At 68.9% G+C, this 15857-nt stretch carries 20 protein-coding genes; 11 read left to right on the forward strand and 9 right to left on the reverse strand.

What is annotated here, in order from left to right:
• Positions 1-26: 26 nt before the first annotated feature.
• The 7 genes from H9641_RS18835 to H9641_RS18865 all read right to left on the reverse strand — a co-directional run bounded on the left by H9641_RS18835 (position 27) and on the right by H9641_RS18865 (position 5662).
• The gene (locus H9641_RS18835; protein ID WP_191805940.1) at positions 27-518 is read right to left on the reverse strand and encodes a hypothetical protein; all 492 of its coding nucleotides are present in this window, start codon (positions 516-518) and stop codon (positions 27-29) included.
• Positions 515-1048 (reverse strand): ParA family protein, encoded by a 534-nt coding sequence (locus tag H9641_RS18840; RefSeq protein WP_191805941.1) that lies wholly within the window; start codon positions 1046-1048, stop codon positions 515-517. Before H9641_RS18840 ends, H9641_RS18835 begins: the two co-directional genes overlap by 4 nt.
• 231 nt (positions 1049-1279) lie before the next feature.
• Entirely contained in the window at positions 1280-1810 is a 531-nt protein-coding gene (locus H9641_RS18845; protein ID WP_191805942.1) for a hypothetical protein, read from the reverse strand.
• A gap of 204 nt (positions 1811-2014) precedes the next feature.
• A complete protein-coding gene (locus H9641_RS18850; protein WP_191805943.1) occupies positions 2015-2683 on the reverse strand; it encodes a hypothetical protein in 669 nt (222 codons plus the stop codon).
• A gap of 20 nt (positions 2684-2703) precedes the next feature.
• Positions 2704-4299: a hypothetical protein gene (locus tag H9641_RS18855; RefSeq protein ID WP_191805944.1), complete on the reverse strand. Its 1596-nt coding sequence runs from the start codon at positions 4297-4299 to the stop codon at positions 2704-2706.
• Positions 4296-4697 carry a WhiB family transcriptional regulator gene (locus H9641_RS18860; RefSeq protein WP_191805945.1) on the reverse strand — a complete coding sequence of 134 codons (402 nt, stop codon included), beginning with the start codon at positions 4695-4697 and terminating at the stop codon, positions 4296-4298. Before H9641_RS18860 ends, H9641_RS18855 begins: the two co-directional genes overlap by 4 nt.
• Before the next feature lie 11 nt (positions 4698-4708).
• Complete coding sequence (locus H9641_RS18865) at positions 4709-5662, reverse strand: replication protein RepA (RefSeq protein WP_191805946.1); 954 nt, start codon at positions 5660-5662, stop codon at positions 4709-4711.
• Positions 5663-6043: 381 nt separating this feature from the next.
• Between H9641_RS18865 and H9641_RS20380 the strand changes: the two genes are divergently transcribed.
• Positions 6044-6283: a hypothetical protein gene (locus H9641_RS20380; RefSeq protein WP_225220722.1), complete on the forward strand. Its 240-nt coding sequence runs from the start codon at positions 6044-6046 to the stop codon at positions 6281-6283.
• A 784-nt stretch (positions 6284-7067) separates the two neighbouring features.
• Positions 7068-7793, forward strand: coding sequence for a hypothetical protein (locus H9641_RS18875; RefSeq protein WP_191805948.1), 726 nt, complete (start codon positions 7068-7070; stop codon positions 7791-7793).
• A 102-nt stretch (positions 7794-7895) separates the two neighbouring features.
• Here H9641_RS18875 and H9641_RS18880 read toward each other — a convergent pair whose 3' ends face one another.
• The gene (locus H9641_RS18880; RefSeq protein ID WP_191805949.1) at positions 7896-8624 is read right to left on the reverse strand and encodes a GNAT family N-acetyltransferase; all 729 of its coding nucleotides are present in this window, start codon (positions 8622-8624) and stop codon (positions 7896-7898) included.
• A 109-nt stretch (positions 8625-8733) separates the two neighbouring features.
• The gene (locus H9641_RS18885; protein WP_225220723.1) at positions 8734-9480 is read right to left on the reverse strand and encodes a GNAT family N-acetyltransferase; all 747 of its coding nucleotides are present in this window, start codon (positions 9478-9480) and stop codon (positions 8734-8736) included.
• A 417-nt stretch (positions 9481-9897) separates the two neighbouring features.
• Between H9641_RS18885 and H9641_RS18890 the strand changes: the two genes are divergently transcribed.
• The 9 genes from H9641_RS18890 (at position 9898) to H9641_RS18930 (ending at position 15467) form a co-directional block, all read left to right on the forward strand.
• Positions 9898-10296, forward strand: coding sequence for a DUF6573 family protein (locus H9641_RS18890; RefSeq protein ID WP_225220724.1), 399 nt, complete (start codon positions 9898-9900; stop codon positions 10294-10296).
• Between the two features lie 63 nt (positions 10297-10359).
• Positions 10360-10686 (forward strand): hypothetical protein, encoded by a 327-nt coding sequence (locus tag H9641_RS18895; RefSeq protein WP_191805951.1) that lies wholly within the window; start codon positions 10360-10362, stop codon positions 10684-10686.
• 320 nt (positions 10687-11006) lie between these two features.
• The gene (locus H9641_RS18900) at positions 11007-11243 is read left to right on the forward strand and encodes an alpha amylase C-terminal domain-containing protein (protein ID WP_191805952.1); all 237 of its coding nucleotides are present in this window, start codon (positions 11007-11009) and stop codon (positions 11241-11243) included.
• Positions 11244-11351: 108 nt separating this feature from the next.
• Positions 11352-12455: a hypothetical protein gene (locus tag H9641_RS18905; RefSeq protein WP_191805953.1), complete on the forward strand. Its 1104-nt coding sequence runs from the start codon at positions 11352-11354 to the stop codon at positions 12453-12455.
• Positions 12456-12587: 132 nt separating this feature from the next.
• On the forward strand, positions 12588-13004 hold the full coding sequence (locus H9641_RS18910; RefSeq protein WP_191805954.1) for a hypothetical protein: 417 nt from the start codon (positions 12588-12590) through the stop codon (positions 13002-13004).
• A 118-nt stretch (positions 13005-13122) separates the two neighbouring features.
• Complete coding sequence (locus H9641_RS18915) at positions 13123-13407, forward strand: hypothetical protein (protein ID WP_225220725.1); 285 nt, start codon at positions 13123-13125, stop codon at positions 13405-13407.
• Between the two features lie 316 nt (positions 13408-13723).
• Complete coding sequence (locus tag H9641_RS18920; RefSeq protein ID WP_191805956.1) at positions 13724-14095, forward strand: hypothetical protein; 372 nt, start codon at positions 13724-13726, stop codon at positions 14093-14095.
• Between the two features lie 298 nt (positions 14096-14393).
• Positions 14394-15122, forward strand: a complete 729-nt coding sequence (locus H9641_RS18925) for a hypothetical protein (protein WP_191805957.1) — start codon at positions 14394-14396, stop codon at positions 15120-15122.
• A 90-nt stretch (positions 15123-15212) separates the two neighbouring features.
• Positions 15213-15467: a hypothetical protein gene (locus H9641_RS18930; protein ID WP_225220726.1), complete on the forward strand. Its 255-nt coding sequence runs from the start codon at positions 15213-15215 to the stop codon at positions 15465-15467.
• Positions 15468-15857: the final 390 nt, after the last annotated feature.

Here is a 15857-nt window from a genome sequence, read left to right on the forward strand (position 1 = left end):
GCGTGTAGGGCAGTGCACGCGCACGGCTACTTGGCGGTGTCGAAGTACGCCGCGAGGGCGTCGGCCAGGACGTCGTTCAGCCCGCGCTCAACACCCTTGGCGCGTGCCTCGGATACGTCCGCCTTCACCGCGAGCTTGAGCTCTTCGGGCAGGTACACCCACGCCACCAGCCCCTCGGTGACGACCTGCTCGACGGTGCGGCTCTCGCCGCGCATCTTGGCTTCGTTCACCTGGGTAGCGATGGTGTTCTTGAGGTCGAGCGGCACGCGGGTGTTGAGCTGGTCCTTGACCGGCCCAGCGGCGCGAGTCACGCGCACGACCTCGGGAGCCCCCTCCTTCTTGGCGGCGGGGGTGCGCGTCGCAGGCTTGCGGGGCGCAGCCGCCGCAGGCTTGCGCGTGCTGGGCTTGCGCGCGGGCTTGGCCGGGGTCGCTGGGGCCTCAGGCTCGGGGTTGACCGAGGGGTGAACCTCGACGCCGCTCGCGCCAACAAGGTTCTTCCAGTCGGGCTTGGTGCTCATTTCGTGTCTCCCTCGGTGTCGATGATTTCTTGCAGAAGATTGGGAAATACCCCGAGCGAACGGGGCACAGTACCGAATGATTCGTTGTACGCGATGGCGGACGGCACTTCGGTTTTCAGAACCGGGATACCCTGCTCTTCAATGTTCTCTCGCACCTCACGACGGATTCGGGTCCGACCGAGAACCTGGGTAAAGAGCACCGAGAGCTCGAACGGTCGTTCGTCGTGGACCGCCGCCGCAATCTGCAACGTCGGATAGAGGGAAACTACCTCCATCATCGACGGGCGTAGCGGAATAATGAATCGGTTGGCAGATCGCATTGCATCCGCGAGTGCATCTTGCGCGTGGGGCCCGGTGTCAATGACCAGGTGCGCATCATCGGGGATAGCGCGCTTGACGAAATCTGCGAGGCGTTCGCCGGAGTCATGTTCCCAGCGCGCGACCTTGAGGTTCTGGGGCCAGTCGTTTGCTGCGAGCTTGGCCCAGACCGTTGCCGAGTCGTTTGTGGCGTCAGCGTCGATCAGGTACACCGTGTCATAGGCGAATCGACGAGCCATCGAGAGGGCAAGACCGACCGAGCATGTGGTCTTGCTGGTGCCGCCCTTTCGGTGCCCAAAGGCGACCCGTAGAGGTCGGGTTGGTTGGCGAACCATCGTGTGTTTCCCCTTTGTCTGCGTTCGCGCCAGCGTCCCGTTCGGACTGCTAGCAAGTTGCTAACTTTTCCGAGCCTAGCATGGCTGGCCGATTTGGCTAGCAGGTTGCTACGACGCAGCGGCGGGGTCCCACGTCATCTTGGTACCGAGCAGACCGGGCTTGCCGGTGGGCTTGAGCTTGATCGCTTCGGGGTGCCCTTCCTGGGCCTTGGCGACGTCGGCGGCGTAGGTCTTGGCCAGGCTGTTCCCTGCCGCACGGAGGGTGATGCGCACGCCCTGGGAGCGGGCGACCGGGAGAAGGCCGGCGAGTACAGCGACGCGCAGGCCAGCGGCGTCGGCGCCGGGAAGCTTCACGTGCTGGTCGACCGTCCACGTCCCTCGCCGGGTGCTCGTCAAGCGAATCATCGCGTCTGCGTTCGGGCTGAGGTAGAGCATCTGGTGACCTCGGGCGCCGTGGCTCGCGTAGATCGCGAACGGGAGAGCGACCAGGAAGAGCAGGCCGAACCAGAGCATGATCTGGTCCGTCAGCGGGGCGCCGCCCTCGGCAACACGACGTACAGGCCCCGCTGCGTAGAGCAGGCAGACACCGGGGAGCAGGGCGCGCCGTGCCCAGGTGCGTACGGGGTTCTTGGTGGTCATGCGGGGCCAGAGCACCGACCACCGGAAGCCGGACCAGGACAGGCGGCAGCGCTCAGCGCGGGTGAGGTCCCCGCGTAGTCCAATGCTGGCGGCGGTCGGGAGGGGGACACGCGTGGCCATGAGCTGATCCCTTGCGGTCGTGAACATGGAAGGACCTAGCCGGTTGCGATCGAGGCGCAACCGGCTAGGTCCGGGGACGTCTGGCTAGAACTTCTTCTCGTCGCGGTGGCTGTAGACCGTCATGTTGACGTCGGTGATGACGACGCCGGACGCCTCAAGATCCGCGTAGCGGTGCTCGACCTGGGTCTTGAGCCAGGCCATCGGGTCAGACTCGAACTCGCGTGAGCGGCCCAGCACGGCGGATACCTGGTAGCCGTGCTTGGAGCCCACTTCCATGCTGTGCCCGTTGGAGAGGGTGACGTTGAACTTGACCTTGCGCCGGTCCCAGCGCTGGCCCTTGGCCGCTGAGCGCAGCCGGGCAATCATCGTGGCGTTCGCCTTGGCACGGCCCTTGGCGTCCTTGGTCTTGGGCGCCGTGAACTCGTACAGGCGCGCGCCGTCCGTCAGGGGGGTCATGCGCTCGGTGAACTTCCCGCGCTTGGGCCGGGGGGCTTCCTCGGGCACGCGGGTGGCTTCCTCGGAGCCCTCAGGGGCGCGCACGGGTACGAGGTGCCCGCTGCGGTCGCGGCGGCGCGGCGGGGGCGCCGTGACGCGCCCCCGCTCGTGCAGCTCGGTCACCGCGTGGCGGTACGCCTCCCCCGCGCTCTCGCCCGAGAGGACCTTGCGCACCATCCTCGGGGAACGGTCGATCATGCGTGCGAGCTCGGCCACGCTGACGCCCTGGGCGCGCTGGTCGCGGAGCATGTCGGCCACGCTGAGTTCTTCGTCCGGCCTCATACGTCGGCCTCCCAGCCCGGCACGCCCACGGCCTCAGCCTTGGCGCGCAGCACGTTGCGTTCGTCGGCCCGGCGCGGGGTGGGGACGTTCTGCAGAACGCCCTTGAGGCGCAGGCGCCCAACCTTGCCGTCGTCCCCGCCGCCCTGAGCGGTGGGCAGTGCCCAGCTCGGGACCACGGTCGAGTAGATCGCGTCACCGTTGATCCCCAGGACGGTGCTGGGGTCCATCGACAGGACCCCGCCCGAGACCCCCGCGAGGCCGGTCGGCCCGCGCAGCACGCGGGCACGTGCCCGGCCCCAGACCTGAGCGGCGAGCTCGGGCCGGTAGTAGGGCAGGGTCCGCTCGGTGTGCGGACGTCCGGGCTGTTCATAGGTCCAGGCGTCCCCGAACCTCTTGATGGTGTGCACGTAGTCAGCGGGGACGTCGCGGGCCGACCAGACGGTGACCGTGCGGCCCTTGATGCGTGAGGCGAAGTTGCCGATGGTCTGAATGAGCATCGAGCGCAGCGCGGCGGCAGCCGCGCGGCGGACCTCGGGCTCGGCGTCGGGCGCGGCGTTGACGCGCTCGCGAGCTCGGACCATCCGGTCAGCGAACGTGTCGAGCACACGAGCCTTGGTGAACTCGACGGCCTCCAGCGGGTGCACGATCCACCCGGCGTCGCGGGCGATCTTGATTTCGGCGCCGTCGGCCCAGGTCTCCCAGGTCGTGCCGGGCTGGTTCGGGTAGTGCCAGCCTGCCGAGACCTCTTCGTGCTTGACCCCGAACAGGCCCACGTGGTGCCAGTCGCCGGGGACCGTCACGCGGACCTTGAACCGCGCTCGAGCGTAGGGGTCGAGCTCGAGCAGGTCGGCGGCGTGCGAGCCGGTCAGGCGCCTAGCCGGCCCCGTCCCGAGCTCACGGCAGACACCCGCGTACATGAAGCGTCCATCGACGTAGGAGAACGTCTCCAGGGTCGGGGTCGCCTCGGCGTCGACGAGCGGCAGGCAGGCCCCGCAGTCGCACCGGTCGGGGCCGGTCGTCAGGTGCTCGATGCGGTGCTGGCCCGACGTCAGGTGGAGCTCTTCGGCGATGTCGCCGGGGAGCGTCGGGGGGTCGATGCTCTTGGGCAGCGACAGCGCCCAGGCGTTCGCGCCGGTACCTGCCGGGGTGAGGAACATGACGGCGCCAGGCACAGCCTCGGCCAGCGCGGTGCCTGTCAGGGTCCAGGCGTCGCGGGCCTGGGTCGGGGTGAGCTCGTCGAGCCCGAACCACTCTTCGGCGGTGCGAACCTCGAGCTCCTGTCCCGAGACGTCGTGCGTGAACCGTCCCGTGACGGGCTTGTTGAGCCAGTGCCCGCCCGGGGTCCATCCCGGGGTGCGGACGATGAGCCAGTGAGCCTTTCCGGGGGCGACCTCGGGGACCTTGCCCGTGAGCATGATCCGCTCAGCGCCGAGCGCCTGGGCCGTGTCGAGCAGGTCGGTCAGGTTCGGGTTCTTGCGGCGCTCTCCGATCTTGGGGCGCACGGTCGAGCCGTTGTCGGTGATGCCCCGACCGGTCTTGAAGTCCAGCCACACCGTGCGCTTCTGGCGCGGGGTCCAGACGGTCGGCCTCATGCTGCGATGTCCTCTCGGGTCAGGTCTGCCAGGGTCACGCGGGGGTTCTTGGCGCGGGGACGGACCCACGCGCCGCCCGCGATGCCCTCGAACGCGGGTTCGTCGTCCAGCCACGTCCGGCACTCGGCCAGCACGGGGCACTGAGCGCACCGCTCGAGCGCACCGCGTGCCTGGGCCTCGGTGCTCGGGCTGGTGGTCTCGGGGGCCGTTGCGCAGGCCGCGAACAGCGGCCAGCGCTCGGGGTCGATGATGGGCGCGCCGACGATGCGGAGCAGGTCCGCCGTCGTCACCTCGTCCGGTGCGGTGTCGTGGGTCGGCTGGGGGCCGTGCGTAAGCTCGTCGCGCAGCTCGGCCACGAGCTCGAGGCGCCCCTGGGGCGTCAGAACGCGCTCGTCCATCGTCACGGCGCTCACTTGCCGAGCTCGCGGGCCGCGCGGCGCGCGACGTGGGGAGCGGACGGGAGGAGCTTGAGCCCCTTGTCCTCGATGACCACGCGGGCGGCCGGATAGAGGGTGGTGACCTCGGCCAAGTGGCCGACGAACGCCTCCTTGAACTTCCGGGTGCGGCTGTACTGCCCGCCGAACTGGAGCTCGAGAAGTTCCCACGGGATGAGGGTCTGGCCCTTGAGGTAGCTCATCCGGTACGTCAACCAGGTGTAGATGTCGAGACGCATAGGCGAGCCCTGGAGCGCCTTCATCGCGCGCAGGTCGACGGGGACCGGGGCCGTGACGATGGACTCGAAGAACGGCTCACTGAGCGTGATCGTGTTGTTCCAGAGCGCACCCTGTTCTGGGTCGTTGCCGTCGCGGTCGGGAAGCCAGAGCTCGAACGATGAGGCCACGTTGAAGTTCTCGCCCTGAACCCACTGCCCAGCGTCGTAGCGGTCAAAGCGCTGGTGCTGCATCGTCGATCCGACGAGGCGGTGCACCTGTTCCTTGAGACGACGCCCGTCCGCTCCGCTCCTGCCCATCCCGACCTTCGCCAAGAACTCGTTCAGGCTTCCGCCCATGTCGAGCCGGGGGCTCTGGGTGCGGACTGCCTCGGTGGCCATCCACGTCATGAGGTATCGCGGGATGACGCCGAACGGGTAGCCGTCGCGGGTCGAGCCGTCCGGGTTGATGAGGGCCGCTGGACGGACGATCAGAACCTCGTTCCCGTTGCGCCGTTCCCAGCGGGAGACGTCGCCCGGGTCGCGGTAGGGCAAGGCGAGCTGTGCCCAGATGCGGGCCTGGAAGCCAACCGTTCCCGCCGAGAGGGCATCCTCGCGCTCGATGGCCAGGGCGTCGTCCAGAAGACGCTTCTGCTTGGGCGTGATGACGAGCTCAACCTTCGCCCCGTCGCTCTTCGTCTGGCGCTCACTCATGACCAATCACCGCCTGGCGGCTATCGTTGACCCTGAGAGTCTGGGACATCACACACCTTCTCTCTCGCGGGGCACCCATGGATTCCAAGCCGGTGGGTGCCCCTTTTTCATGCTGTCGAGATGACACGCTAGGCCCGATCAGAACCGGAGTCAACAGCCTGTTTACTTCTGCGTGTCGCGGACGCCCTTCGCGTGACCCGCCGAACCGCACTGCGGAACTAGGCCAACGTCCGACCTGAGCCCTTGGTCGTCTAGCTGCCTTGGATCGGGCTGCATCGCCGCGCCACAGGGTCCCCGTCAGCCACGCAGGAGCCTTGCTAGACGGTAGGCAGGAACCGATGCACACTGACCGTCAATACCCCTTGACCACCTGAGGATCAAATGCCACTCCCCCGGACTCCAGCCACCCACACCGACGAGAGCGACGTTCGCGAGCACGCGCGCCGCGTCTCTCAGGAGATGGCTGAAGCCGAGGCGCGCATGGACGCCCTCAGGGACGAGCGCGCCGCCATCATCCGCGAGCTACGAAACGCCGGAGCGACATGGCTCAACGTGGCCGACGTCCTCGGCGTGACCAAGCAGCGCGCGCACAAGCTCGGTCGGGATCACGACATCCCCTAGCGTTTTGCTAGCAGACTGCTAGTTTAGTGCCTAGCGTGCGTCTCGGCGGGGTTCAGGGTGTGGATGACGCAAGTTGTCCACGTGCATCTAGGGGCGCACGCGAATGACCCATGCGCGTACCACTGCCTGGGTACGTGCATTTAGGGGCGCTCTGAGCGTCTGCGCAGGTCAGGCCACGTGCATTTAGGGGCGCCGGGTGACGCGGGTCACGCCCAAACCGGGCCTAACTGGACGTACGTCCAACTGCTGTCCACGTGCATCTTGGGGCGGGGGGGTACGTGCATTTAGGGGCGCACCTCCCTGCATCGTTGCAGGTCAGCACGCGTTTTTGGGCCTCCCCCTGTAGTTCTATTCCCCTGTAGAAAGATCTCCAGTAGTTGTCTGGTCCGGTCCTGTGGATCGGGGGACAGAGCTCCGAGCGCAAGCGCTCGACGAAACTGCGTGCGAACCCTGGTCAGGCCCTCCAGGGCTGTCCCTGCCTCCTAGCATCCTGCTAGGTCTCGTTGAGGTACTTGGCTCGTCCCCGACCCGTCCTGGTTCTCGAGGATGGATCGTCGCTTTGGTCTTGGCATGGGCTGAGAGACGAAAGAGCAGCCCAGACGACACGAGGGGGCTCGGGCTCGTGTACGGCTCTCTGAGGGCTGCAAGGAGCCGCGAGCGCCGTCGGGTCGTCTGGAGGCTCTGACGGGCCCGTACGGGCTGGTGGGGGGTGTTGCCGGGGTTGTCTTGGGTTCACCCGCTGGTGGGGTTCGCTGAGGCGGCGTGGGTCGCTACGGTTCCGCTCATGCGTCCCTACCCGCTGGCCCAGAGCTTGAATCCTGACTTGCCGGATGTGTTGCTGCACATGACGGGCAGGCACGGTGAGCGGCACAGCTCGTTGCTCAGTGCCATTGCGGAGATGAGTCCAGCGTCGCGGCTCGGGTCGATCTTGGACATGCGGACCTTGTGGGCATCGAACACGTTCGATACCTGGTGCCCGGTCGTGTGCTTCACGCAGACGACGCGGCGGGCGATGGCCAGTCTCAATGGGCGGCGGTTCGATGGTGTGGGGATCGCGTTTCATGTTCAGCCGGTGTTCGACGAGGGCGGGGGGCCCGCGCTCTACGTTCGTGGTGACGAGTACGACGAGCTCCACGGGAGTCCCACGCTCTCGGTTCAGGCGCGCTCTCGGATGGTGAGGTACTGGCCTGGCGCTCGTCCGGCGCAAGACACCGATCCACCTTTGCCGCGGAGCCTGAGTGGGATCAGCGAGTGGCTCCACGAGCGGGAGTGGCGGCTGCCGCGCCCAGCGTCGGTGACGGGGGATTGGGGGTGGAAGTTCCAACCAGAACACGTCGCGTTTGTGCTCGTGCCCAACGCGACCGTCCTTCAAGAGCTGATCACCGATCTAGGCCAACGGCGGGCAGCAAACGGTACCGATCACACCTGGCTCAAGGGTGTACCTGTGGCGTCCATCGTCGGGTCGGAGTGGGTGTTCAAAGAGGGGTTGGACGTCGCGGCTTGGACGTGAGTTCGGAGTTCTGGGGGTCTCTGTTTGACTCCCCTGGGTACGCTAGCCGCACTGCATCGACGTAGGAGTAAGCGGGTGCGGCTGGCTTGCCCTGGTTCGTCTTCACCTCGATGGTGTGGGGCTCGTGGGCTGGGCTCGAACGGTCCAGGGGCTCGGGCCGAGAGTGCGCGCGAAGTAGCGTGCGCCGGGGGTGGGTGTGATGCTCCACTGTCTGCCTGCGACCCCGAGTAGGAGCGCCTCTCCGGGCGTGAAGACCTCGAAGCCTTGCGACTCGTAGAAGCGTTCTAGCTCGACGTCCTGTGCGTCGCACTGACCGTGCATGAGCCGGAACCCGCCCGTCGTGAACAGCCCCCGGGTTCGCCTCAGGAGTGCGGCGCCGATGCCCTGGCCCTGGTGTGAGGGCAGCACCGCGAGTGTGTGGAGCTGGGTCGCGGCGAGCATGAGCCCGACACCGTGTTTCGCCGTCGCGGGGTCCTCGGAGTAGGCGAGCTCTGCGAGGTCTGGGGGCGGGCCGAAGTCGGCCATCGCGACGACGCTCCCGTCCTCGGCCTGGGCCACCAGGAGGCCGTGCAAGCCCCACACGAGGCTTTCCAGGTAGGGCGCCTGGGTAGCGCGAGCTCGGAGCCCCTGGGCACCTGTTCGTGGGATGTCGACGAGGAACGCCGAGAAGACCGGATCGTTCATGAACTCGGGTATCGGCGCCGCGGTCCCCGCGACCTCGCACAGCTCGGTGATGCGGGCGAAGCTGTCGGTGGGCCGGTAGAACCGGATGGTGGTCTGGGCCGGGCCGCTCACCCCGCGAACGAGCCTGGGCAGGTTGGTCTCAGGCACAGCGACTCACTTTCGACGATGAGCGGACGGGAACTCGGAGCGTAGGCCCGCGTGGCCCGGGCCGTGAACCAGGCCCGGCCCACGCGGCCCACGGCCCGGGCCGTGGGGCCTAGCCGCCGAGAATGTACCTGGCGTCCTTGGCCCGCAGCGGCAACGTGTAGCTGGGGCGCAGCGACCGGGCGAAGGTGCGTTCTCCCTCGGGCGGATATATGGCGTAGGGGTCCCCGATGAGAAGTCCCATGCGTAGGGCGTCGTTGGGCCCGAAGACCTCGAAGCCGCGCGCGGTGTAGAAGCGCTCGAGGTCGGCGTCATCGGCCTTGCAGTCGCCATAGAAGATCGTGAACCCCCCGGCTGTGTAGAGCTCTCGTGCTTGCTTGACCAGGGATGCGCCGATCCCCCGGCCCTGGGCTTCGGTGGCCACGGCTAGGGCGTTGAGTCGGGCGATGCGCGGTATGAGGGTGGCCGCGAGGCGTTGCTCGTCGTGGCTGCCGGTGACGGTCAGGGTCAGAAGCTCGCTCGGCGGGCTCAGGAGCGCCAGCCCGACGAGCCCCCCGTCCGCGTCCTCAGCGACGAGAGCACCTGATGCGCCCAGGTGGGCCTGTAGAACCCCCAGGCCCGGGGTGTCGAGGAACCTGCGGAAGCCGACCGGCCCGGTGCTGTGGAAGTTCTGGAGCGCGGCGCCGGTGGTGAAGAGGTCTCGAAGTGCGTCCGGCTCCGGCACCTCACCGTCGATGAGCTCGTGCAACTCGCTGAGCCGGGCCTGGTCATCGGTGGGCCGCATGAACCGGATGGTGACCTGGGCCGACCCGCGCACACGCACGCCCCGGGCCAGGTCAGGGGACTTCTTGGGGGGCATCGTCGCTCTCTCTCGACCAGGGGCCGGCGCGGGCCGGCTAGTGGCTGGCTAGGTACTCGGAGGCTAGTCCGGCCCGCCCCGGCCCGGACCTCGTGGCCCGGGTGAACCACGGCTCGGCCCAGCCCGGGCCACCTGAGCCGGGCCAGGCCGCGAGCGTCGTCGAGTCCGGCCCAGGACGGCAGGACGGCAGGACGGCCCGGTTCAGGGCGTCGATGGGCAAGGCCCCCACGGTTCGCCGCGGGGGCCTTTCGTGCGTCCTGGCCCGGTGCACCGTGGGCCGAAGCGTGCCGTTGGGAGAACCGGCCCGGCGCTCGCGGCCCGGGCCGTGGGCCGGGGTTGTGCGGCCCGGTTCCCGTGTGTACTCTGAACTTGCTAGCACATGCTAGCAACTTGCTAGCAGTACCGAAGGGGAACGACATGGACGACATGATGACCGAGATTTTCGGCCCGGTGATCCACGGCTACAGCCGCGAGAAGGCCCTGCGGGACGGCGAACTCGTCGACGTCGGGGACGACCTCGCCCGCGAGGTGACCCGCCAGTTCCCGCTCGCGCTCACCCGGGCCGCGCACGAGGAAGCCGTGGCCTGGAACCACGGCCCGCACCAGGACGAGACCGGACGGCTCCGGGACGTCCTGCACATGGCCCGGCGCTCGATGCTCACCAACCCGGGCCGCGAGCGCGCCGACTTCCGCGTCCTGCGGGTGCCCAACCGGCCCGGGGCGACGCGGGCGCTGGCCCTGACGCTCTCGGTCGTGATCGGCCCCGGCGACGACGGGAACCCCGTCATCACGGTGATGCTCCCCGACGAGGACTGACCACCAACCACCCCGGGTGCCCAGCGCGAGCGGGGCACCCACCCACCGGTAAGGAGAACGACCGTGAGCGACAACTACCAGGACCTGCCCATCGAGAACCTGACCTACCTGGACGGGTGGCTCAACCTCGCCTACGAGCGCCGACGCCAGGGCCTGCCCGGGCTCGACGCATCCGTGCGGCCCAACCCGAACGGCCCGGGCGTCGTGGTCCGGGTCTACTCCCCCGCCGACGTCGAGGAAACCCGCGCCCTGATCGCCGCGGCCCAGGACACCCGCGCGCGGGCCATCGAGAACCGCGCGGCCCGGGCCGTGGAGGGCGAGCCCGCCCCCACCCCGCGCTGGGCCGGACCCACCCCCGCCCGGCGCCTGCGAGCCGCGAGCCGCCGCTGACCCGGCCCACGGGCCAACGGCCCGGCCCGCATCCGGGCCAGCGGCCCACACAAGACCCCCCGGGGAACGTCCCCGGGGGGTCTTCTCGCGCTCGAGCTCGAAGCCGCGAGCGCCGACCAACACCCCCGCCCTGGCCCGCACCGGCCCGGCCCACCGACCCACGGCCCAGCCCCGGCGCCAGCGGCCCGGGCCGTGGGTCGGGCGTGGCCCGGGCCGGGAGGAAACACGTCCGCGCGTGAGGTTGTGCTAGCAATGGCTAGCGTGTAACTTCGTACTTGCTAGCAAACCGCTAGCGCTTGCTAGTCAAAGGGGAATCTGACATGCGCAAGACCCGTTCCGTCCTGGCCTTCTGCCGACGTTCCGACCTCGAGCTGTTCGTGGCGATCAACGGCGACACCGCCCCCGCCGAGCGCGACAAGGCCCGCCGCAACGTGCTCATCGACCCGCGTACCGGCCTGACGTCCCACGGCGAGGGCGCGGGCGCCCCGGACGTGGCCCACCGCCTGCGGGCCGAGTCCCACGCCGTGCGCGTCGAGCGACTGACCCGCTCGGCCTGAGCCCGCCCGCTGGCCCACCTGGGCCAGCGACTCGCGGCCCAGGCGGGCCGCACCCGAACAGCCCGGCCCGGCGCCACGCGCCAGCCCCAGAACACCAGGAGATGAGTCATGGCGAACACCGCCACCGCCGCCCCGGCCCGCAAGGGCCTGCGAGCTCGGTTCACCCACAAGCGGCCCACCGACGCCGCGAGCGCCGAGGACTTCGGTCCCGAGTACTACGGCAAGCCCCCGCGCCCCTGGCCCGTGGTCCTGCTGGCCCTGCCCGCCTACGTCGCGATCTGGGGCGGATGGGTCGAGCTCGGGAGGATGTGCGGGTTCGGCCCGGTCAATCTCCTTCCCGGGATCGGTGACGGGCTCGTCGTCGACCTGGCGATCACGCTCCCGTTCGGCATGGAGGTCTACGCCGCCTATGCCATGAGTACCTGGCTGTCCAAGAAGCCGGTCCACCCCACGGCGCGGAAGTTCGCCATGTGGTCGTCCATCGCGGCCCTGGTCCTGGGCTCGCTCGGCCAGGTGGCCTACCACCTGCTCGTCGCGTTCGGAATCACGGTCGCCCCGTGGGGGGTCGTGGTCGCGGTGGCCTGCCTGCCGGTTGCCGTCGTCGGGATGGGCGCCGCACTGGCCCACCTGCGCACCGGCCACGGCCCGGCCCGGCCCGCCGCTCCCCCGGCCCCTGCCGCACCCGAGGCGTCCCCCGCCGAGCCTGTCCCGGCCCCGACGCCCGTCGTCGAGCTCGAGCCCGTCCCGGTCGTCTACTCCCCCACCGAGCCTGTCCCGGCCCCGACGCCCGTCGTCGAGCTCGAGCCCGTCCCGGTCGTCTACTCCCCCACCGAGCCCGTCCCGGCCCCGGTGCCCGTCCCGGTCATCGTCGACGAGGCCCCCGAGCTCGAGCCCGCCACGGTGGCCCGCCCGACCCGTCCCGCCGCGGCAGCCACCGACCCCGCCAGCCCGGCCCGCGTGACCCGCGTAGGCCGCACCCCCCGCACCCGCCAGGAGGCCATCGCAGCCCGCAACGCCCTCATCTACGAATGGGCCAAGAACCCGGCCATGTCCCACCGGGACATCGAGCGAGAGACCGGCATCCCCAAGGCGACCGTGACCCGCGTCCTGGCAGCCAAGAAGCGCGAGGACGAGGCCCAGGAGCCCCAGGCCCCCCAGGCGCTCGCAGAGCCCGCCGAGCGCGCCTTCACGGGCGAGCTTCTGACCGTCTGACGCGCCCCTCAGCGCCCCGGGCGCCCTGTCTCAGCACAGGGCGCCCGGGGCTTGTGCGTGCCCGAGGACTCGTGTAACTTCGTACTTGCTAGCAACACGCTAGCAACTTGCTAGCAGGACCGAAGGGGAATCATGAACACCACGACCACCACCCGGACGCACGTCCCGCGCGTCGCACGCTGGAGCGAGGACCGCGCCAAGTTCGCACAGCCCACCGACTTCCACGAGGGGGCCACCCCCAGCGGGCTCTACATCTGGGACGCCACCCGCCGCGTGGACCTCACCTCCACGGCCCCCGGCGCCCGCCAGGCCCGCACCCAGCGCTTCGAGCACGGCACGATCCTCGGCGCGCTGAGCGACCACATCGACCACCTGCCCGACAACGACCCGCGCACCCTGACCGCAGAAGCCGCCTACGAGCTCGTGCTCTCCGACCTCGAGACCGGCACGTCCCTCGCGGCCTGGCCCACGATGCGCCGCATCGTCGAGCACGCCCTGACCCAGATGCTCGGAGTCCCGGCTATCAGCACCGAGTGGCCCGAGTTCTAGCCGACCGCCCCAGGGGCTTCCCACGGGAGGCCCTGGGGCCCACACCCGGCGCCCAGCTCGCGCCCACGCCGACCACCCAGCGCCACCGAAGGGGACCCACATGTTCATGCTCGACGAGATGACCAGCGACACCCAGGCCGCAGCCCTGCACGGCGAGGCCCGCCACAGCGACCACGCGCACCAGCTCGCGCTCGCGGTCGGCGGCTACTCCCCCGGGCTCAGCGGCTCGCTCGTGGACGGCGACGAGGCCGTCAAGGTCTCCCACGCCTTCATGGCCACCGTCCAGCGCATCGGCGCCGACCTCATCGCCCAGCACCGCGCCGGGACCATCCACCTCCCCGACCACCCCGACGCCCTCCGGCTCGTCGCCTACCTCAGCGGCTCACTCGACCAGTACCTCTGAGCGACCAACCCCGACCCGCCCCGCGGCGCCCCCGCACCCACCAGGTGCAGGGGCGCCGTCGTCATGCCCGGACCACCACCACGCACGGATCGAGAGAACCGGCCCCGGCGCTCGCGGCCCGTGTTCGCATGTGCGCTGTCGACGCTCGAGCTCGAAGGCCAGCTAGAGGATCACCGCGACGTTCGCGCAGGTCAGCAAGGGGACGCAATGTGCGCGGCACACCGCCAAGCGCCAGAGGTTGCCAGTGCGACATCCCATCTATATAGTTGCTAGCAAGTGGCTAGCTATCGACTAGCAGAAACCGAAGGGGTACATCATGACCGCGAACCGCACCCGGCTCGAGGCAGGCGTCTACCGCGTGGACGCCGAACTCGTGACGCAGTGGATCGAGCGCGACGAGTTCGAGACCCCTGAGCGCCGGTGGGTCGTGCGCCCCGACGAGTTCCTGGGTGCGTCGACCGCCTGGCTCTCGTTCTTCCCGACGCTGGCCCGGGCCGTCGAGGCAGTCGAGGCGTTCAACGACGGTGCCACCGCCGCCACCAGCGACCACCACCACGACCGCCGCCACCCCGACGCCGACGTCCTCGCGTCGATGCCCGACGCGTTCCAGAGCGGCTACCGCGAGACCTGGGAAGCCCTGGAGGGCGACGAGATGGCCCAGCAGGCAGAGCGCAGCCGGGGCGCCTGAGCTCGCGACGTCGACCATCTACGGCGCCCCTGCACCCCACCGGGTGCAGGGGCGCCGTCGCCATTTCCGGCGCTCGAGCTCGTGTGTGGGCGCTGTCGAAGTTCGAAGCACGAAGGAGGATCGTCGAGACGTTTCCGCAGGTCAGCCAAGGGACACCATGCACGCGACAACCGAGACAGGTAGGAGGCGCGCGCAGTGTCACTTTGGGCCAGTTTGGCCAAGTGTGAGCCTCGGGCAACTGTGCTACGTTGGCCGCGTTGCGCACTGAGGCGCAACAACCACAAAGTATGGGGGGACCATGCAAGGTAAATCGCTCGCAGCCGCGCTGTCCGTAGCGCTTATCGCAGTTGCGCCCACAGCGGCAACTGCACTGCCAACAGGTTCATCTGACACAACGCCAGCAAGCGCATCTGGTGATGTGCTTAACACCAACCCTGACTACCTGGTTCTTTACCCAGAGGACGGTCTCGAGGAGGGTGGCGCCACCTTCTATCCCACGGGTGAACTCGACGAGGACACAGTCGTCGTGATCGCAGACGCAGATGGTAGCCTTCCCGGCGACATCTCGGAAGCGCAGCTCCAGAGCATGCTCTCGTCGCGTTCGCCGGCAGCCGTATCGGCGGCCCTGGGGATCCAGGGAGCAACCGAGAACGGCCAAGCACCTCTGGCGGCTCGGACATCAGACATCACCCCCTATGCTGCGCACACCTGGACCGCTGGCGTTTCGTGGTCGGGCGCCTTCACTGGAGGAAGCATCTGGGGGTACGACAGCTCGGCGAAGGTGTCCTACGTCTTCAACGTCACGCCGGGAACCAACCAGAAGGCTGCTGGACAGGGTCTCGGGTATTACAGCGGCTACAACGGTAGCGAATTCGGCATGTGGGCGAAGTGGTATGGCGTCGGAATTGCTTCCGATGGCTCCGCAGGTGGTGCGACCGTCCCGTGGGGTAAAGTGATTGCAACGGCTCAGTTCAAGGGAAAGTCGATGGCGCCCCCCCAGGGTGCCAATGGTCAGTTCTCGCCGTGATCGAGCGGCCCCCGCCGACCATATGCTAGTACCAACCGGGAGAAGTGGCTGATCGTGCATCCGACTTCGAAGAAGTGCATTAAGTGGGCGGTGATTCTGATTGCCCTCGGAGCCTTCATGATGGTCTTCGTACCAGATATCGTCGCTGCTATGTCCGAGTGGTGGGGATTGAACGCCGCCGCGGGAGTCGTCGTGGTCAATTACGTACTGACCGCTGCAAGATGGACCATGTATCCCACTGCCGCATCACTCATTGGCGCCGCCGTCATCATCGAGACCTTCAAGGAAAGCCTTGGTAGGTCATCAGAGACCAACCCGACAGCGAAGCGGATGAGCGAGCAGTAGCTCGTTTGTCGAGTTATTCTGACCGGCCCTCCGCGGCGCCCTTGCACCCCCTTCGGGGTGTGGGGGCGCCGTCGTCGTGCCCGGGGGAGCGGCGTCGGGGCCGCGTGGCGTCAGGCTAGGGCCGTTGTCGACCCCTGCGCCCCCGCGCGTGCCTGTGGGGTTGGTTGCGGGGCTTGTGGGGGCTGTTGTGGGGGTCGTGGGGCAGGGGCCGGCTGTGCCTGGGTTCGGCGACGGGGCGCGGGCTCGACGACGGGCGCGGGCCACGCTCGAGCTCGAGCGTGGTTCGGGTGCGGCGAGCTCGTGGGCGGGGTGGGCTCGGTGGGGTCGTGGTCGACGTCGGGGGCTCGAGCTCGGGCGCGGGGTGGGGGACGCCTTGGGTGCGTCATGGGT

Origin of the sequence: Oerskovia merdavium, assembly GCF_014836755.1 — a bacterium.
In the GTDB taxonomy this organism is placed as follows: Bacteria; Actinomycetota; Actinomycetes; order Actinomycetales; family Cellulomonadaceae; genus Oerskovia; species Oerskovia merdavium.

Excerpts from the sequence above, each read along its gene's own strand:
- H9641_RS18835 (WP_191805940.1), bottom strand. The coding sequence starts at position 518 with ATGAGCACCAAGCCCGACTGGAAGAACCTTGTTGGCGCGAGCGGCGTC.
- H9641_RS18845 (WP_191805942.1), bottom strand. The coding sequence starts at position 1,810 with ATGACCACCAAGAACCCCGTACGCACCTGGGCACGGCGCGCCCTGCTC.
- H9641_RS18855 (WP_191805944.1), bottom strand. The coding sequence starts at position 4,299 with ATGAGGCCGACCGTCTGGACCCCGCGCCAGAAGCGCACGGTGTGGCTG.
- H9641_RS18860 (WP_191805945.1), bottom strand. The coding sequence starts at position 4,697 with ATGGACGAGCGCGTTCTGACGCCCCAGGGGCGCCTCGAGCTCGTGGCC.
- H9641_RS18865 (WP_191805946.1), bottom strand. The coding sequence starts at position 5,662 with ATGAGTGAGCGCCAGACGAAGAGCGACGGGGCGAAGGTTGAGCTCGTC.
- H9641_RS20380 (WP_225220722.1), top strand. The coding sequence starts at position 6,044 with ATGCCACTCCCCCGGACTCCAGCCACCCACACCGACGAGAGCGACGTT.
- H9641_RS18875 (WP_191805948.1), top strand. The coding sequence starts at position 7,068 with ATGCGTCCCTACCCGCTGGCCCAGAGCTTGAATCCTGACTTGCCGGAT.
- H9641_RS18885 (WP_225220723.1), bottom strand. The coding sequence starts at position 9,480 with ATGCCCCCCAAGAAGTCCCCTGACCTGGCCCGGGGCGTGCGTGTGCGC.
- H9641_RS18890 (WP_225220724.1), top strand. The coding sequence starts at position 9,898 with ATGGACGACATGATGACCGAGATTTTCGGCCCGGTGATCCACGGCTAC.
- H9641_RS18900 (WP_191805952.1), top strand. The coding sequence starts at position 11,007 with ATGCGCAAGACCCGTTCCGTCCTGGCCTTCTGCCGACGTTCCGACCTC.
- H9641_RS18905 (WP_191805953.1), top strand. The coding sequence starts at position 11,352 with ATGGCGAACACCGCCACCGCCGCCCCGGCCCGCAAGGGCCTGCGAGCT.
- H9641_RS18910 (WP_191805954.1), top strand. The coding sequence starts at position 12,588 with ATGAACACCACGACCACCACCCGGACGCACGTCCCGCGCGTCGCACGC.
- H9641_RS18915 (WP_225220725.1), top strand. The coding sequence starts at position 13,123 with ATGACCAGCGACACCCAGGCCGCAGCCCTGCACGGCGAGGCCCGCCAC.
- H9641_RS18920 (WP_191805956.1), top strand. The coding sequence starts at position 13,724 with ATGACCGCGAACCGCACCCGGCTCGAGGCAGGCGTCTACCGCGTGGAC.
- H9641_RS18925 (WP_191805957.1), top strand. The coding sequence starts at position 14,394 with ATGCAAGGTAAATCGCTCGCAGCCGCGCTGTCCGTAGCGCTTATCGCA.